Raw genomic sequence first — 3,415 nt, 5'->3', positions numbered from 1 at the left:
CTTGATTTCCTGCGGGACCTGTTCGAGACCGAGATCGTTGGAGCGGGCGCCGCGGACCGGCTCGTATTTGAAGCAGCCGGCGCGGTCGATCTTGGCTTCATCGAGCCAGTCGAGCAGCATCTCGAAATCGTCATCCGTCTCGCCGGGGAAGCCGACGATGAAGGTCGAGCGGATGGCCAGATCCGGACAGACCTCGCGCCAGCCGCGAATGCGCTCGAGCGTCTTTTCGCCATGCGCGGGCCGGCGCATGTTTTTCAGCACCTGCGGCGAGGCATGCTGGAACGGGATATCCAGGTAAGGGAGGATCTTGCCCTCCGCCATCAGCGGGATGACGTCGGCGACATGCGGGTAGGGGTAGACATAGTGCATGCGCACCCAGATGCCGAGCTTGCCCAGTTCCTCCGAAAGATCGAGGAATTTTGCGCGCACTTCACGGTCGCCGAACATCGACGTCTGGTATTTGATGTCGATGCCGTAGGCGCTGGTGTCCTGCGAGATGACCAGAAGTTCCTTGACGCCAGCCTTGGCCAGTTTCTCAGCCTCACGCAGCACATCGGCCGCCGGCCGCGAGACGAGGTCGCCACGCAGTGCGGGAATGATGCAGAAGGTGCAGCGGTTGTTGCAGCCTTCGGAAATCTTGAGATAGGCGTAGTGACGCGGCGTCAGCTTGACACCCTGCGGCGGCAGGAGATCGATATAGGGATCGTGCGACGGCGGTGCGGCCTCATGCACCGCGGCCATCACGCTCTCATAGGCCTGCGGCCCGGTGATCGCCAGCACATTGGGGTGCTTTTCGCGAATGACGTCCGGCTCGGCGCCCAGGCAACCGGTGACGATCACTCGGCCGTTTTCCGAAAGCGCGGAACCGATGGCGTTGAGCGACTCGTCGCGGGCGGAATCGAGAAAACCGCAGGTGTTGACGACGACGAGGTCGGCGCCGTCATGCTTGCGCGCGATTTCGTAACCTTCGGCGCGCAGGCGCGTGATGATGCGCTCCGAATCCACGAGGGCCTTCGGGCATCCAAGACTGACAAAACTCACGCGGGGAGCGGACATAGAGGGTTTCCGGGCTTTTCAGGATTGCCGGCGCAGTACCACACTTATTGCGGCATTGGTATGGGCAGGCCCGCGATGCGGCAAAACGCACGGCGGTCTTGCTTCGACGGAGTGAAGACGCGGATGTCCGCCAGCTTCAGCCGACCACGTTGTTCACATGTGGCCAGACCTCCACCGCGCCGCGATAGACCATGTCCAGCGCGACATAGAGTATGATCAGCAGGCCGACATAGGCGATCCAGCGGTGGCGATGCAGCAGCTTGGCAATGAAGGTCGCAGCCAGCCCCATGAGCGCGATCGACAGCACAAGGCCGATGACCAGCACCGGAAAATGATCACGCGCCGCTCCAGCCACCGCCAGCACGTTGTCGAGCGACATCGACACATCGGCGACGACAATCTGCAAGGCAGCCTGGCCAAGGGTCTTGCGCTTCGACTTGCCGGCGACTGCTTGGTCACTGTTGAGGTCCGAATTCGACAGCGCCTCGGTCGCTTCCAGCTCATCGGCATGTGACGTGCGCAGCTCGCGGTACATTTTCCAGCAGACCCACAGCAGCAGGATGCCGCCGGCCAGCAGCAGGCCGACGATCGCCAGCAGCTTGACGGTAATTGCGGCAAAACCGATGCGCAGCACCGTTGCCGCAATCACGCCGATGAGGATCGCCTTCTTGCGTTGGTCAGCCGGCAGGCCGGCAGCGGCAAGGCCGATGACGATCGCATTGTCGCCGGCCAGCACGAGGTCGAGGGCGATGACCTGGAGCAGGGCGGTCAGGCTGGCAGCGCTGAAAAAAATGTCCATCGACCGGAAGCCCTTGCTGATTTTGCCGAGTGTTCGTCGATTACCCAGAGGCCCTAACTTGGTGGTCCCTTGGCGTCAAGGGATCACGCGTGGCGCCATCACCGAAGCATCGCTACGTCAAGCCAGATCCAATGCTCGCGGCACTCGCCGACAGCCAGGCAAAACCATGGCCGATCGCCAATCAATCGTAGAGATTATACTTTGCCCAGTCGGCTTCCGGAATCTCGTCGCCGATCCGGTAGCGGAGTTGCAAGACTTCCATATGGTCCGGCCCGGTCTGGCACTTGAATTTCAGCCTGTACCACTGCCCCTTGCTGCGAAACGCAGCACCCGGGCTCTTGATTGCATCGGCGCCCATCTCGGGCGTGGCAAAGGCGTAGGCGACGACGCGATCGGCTTTGAACTTGCGATCGTCATGGGTGATGCGGTCGAGCACTTCGGCGTCGCAACGCTGTTCAAGGCGAGTTTGGGGATCGAGTTTCATCAGTCCGGCGCGCAATGCATTGTCCATTGCGCTGGCTGGAAAACTCAGTGTCACTGACGCCAAGGCGGTCATGCAGAGCTTCTTCATGGGCGGGACAAGCAACATATTTTGTCGGAGAAATCAACCGAGCGGACCGCCTCGGACGCTGCGGGAATCTTCAATCATATGGCTGCTGCGTTCAAAATTGCGTGTCGGGATTCGTCGTGCGATGCCTGCGGCCAACGGATCAAAGAGGCACGGCCGGCATCGGTAAGATCGTAGAGGCCGCGGTCGACGCGCGCGAACCAGCCATAGACATTGTGCTGCAGGATCTTGGGCGCGATCGGCGTCACCGCCTTCAGATCTCGCGGCCGCCTGGGGCCATCCACCATGGCGGCAGCGCAGGCGAGGGCGCTTTGGCGATAGGCGGTCATGATCGGATTGCGCGATCCTCCTCCGGCAACGGGATCGCCGCGACGGCGCTGGTGCTCATCGACCAGGCGGGAGCGCCGGCGGGCATTTTTGCGCGGCGCCAGCGCGATCGGGCTGAGAAGCACCTCGACCCGGTCCGTCGCGGTCACGCCAAGCAAGCCGAAGCCAAGCCGGCGGCAGAGATTGCGGAACCTGGCATCGCTTTCGCGTCCCTTGCCGCGAGCCGACATGCGCGCGGCCAGCCACACCTCGTCACAGGCCGCCGCACGATCGACACCTTGCAGCACCAGTTCGAGATTGAACTGCAGCTTCAACTCGCAGATGACGACAACCGGCGGCTCCCCCTCGCGCAACGCAACAACATCGCAGCCGTCGATCTCGCCTTTGACGACAAAGTCGAGGCTTTCGAGGAACCGCTTCACCGGCGCATAGAGTGAGGTCTCGTTCATGGCGCAAGGTTTAGCCGATTCGAGGCGAAAAGCCTTCCGGTGGTTCGGCGTCCTGCGGCTCGAAAGGGGACCGGTGTGGATACCGCAACGCCGGGCCAGCCGTCAGGCTTCGGCGTTCGGCACCGCCCGGTTCGGCAGCTTCCTGCGGCGCAGGAGCGGATAGCCGATCTGGCCGAAATAGGTGGAAGGGATCGGATCGTCGACGCCGTACTTGTC

Annotated in this window: 4 protein-coding genes; all 4 read right to left on the bottom strand. The window is 62.4% G+C overall.

What is annotated here, in order from left to right:
- Positions 1 to 1,056, bottom strand: a 1,056-nt coding sequence (gene rimO / locus ENZ75_RS25670; RefSeq protein WP_128278415.1) for a 30S ribosomal protein S12 methylthiotransferase RimO, incomplete at its 3' end; no start/stop codon positions are given.
- Positions 1,057 to 1,192: 136 nt separating this feature from the next.
- A complete protein-coding gene (locus ENZ75_RS25665) occupies positions 1,193 to 1,855 on the bottom strand; it encodes a TerC family protein (protein WP_128278414.1) in 663 nt (220 codons plus the stop codon).
- 181 nt (positions 1,856 to 2,036) lie between these two features.
- Positions 2,037 to 2,444, bottom strand: coding sequence for a DUF930 domain-containing protein (locus ENZ75_RS25660; protein ID WP_032808257.1), 408 nt, complete (start codon positions 2,442 to 2,444; stop codon positions 2,037 to 2,039).
- Positions 2,445 to 2,500: 56 nt separating this feature from the next.
- Positions 2,501 to 3,199, bottom strand: a complete 699-nt coding sequence (locus ENZ75_RS25655) for a DUF2161 domain-containing phosphodiesterase (protein WP_063168008.1) — start codon at positions 3,197 to 3,199, stop codon at positions 2,501 to 2,503.
- Positions 3,200 to 3,415 lie beyond the last annotated feature (216 nt).

The organism is Mesorhizobium sp. M7A.F.Ca.CA.002.04.1.1 (genome assembly GCF_004022805.1).
In the GTDB taxonomy this organism is placed as follows: Bacteria; Pseudomonadota; Alphaproteobacteria; order Rhizobiales; family Rhizobiaceae; genus Mesorhizobium; species Mesorhizobium ciceri.
Note: the sequence above shows the minus strand (reverse complement) of the source record. Positions and strands in the feature narration are given on the sequence as shown.

Coding starts and splice junctions, on each gene's coding strand:
- ENZ75_RS25665 (WP_128278414.1), bottom strand. CDS start 1,855: ATGGACATTTTTTTCAGCGCTGCCAGCCTGACCGCCCTGCTCCAGGTC.
- ENZ75_RS25660 (WP_032808257.1), bottom strand. CDS start 2,444: ATGTTGCTTGTCCCGCCCATGAAGAAGCTCTGCATGACCGCCTTGGCG.
- ENZ75_RS25655 (WP_063168008.1), bottom strand. CDS start 3,199: ATGAACGAGACCTCACTCTATGCGCCGGTGAAGCGGTTCCTCGAAAGC.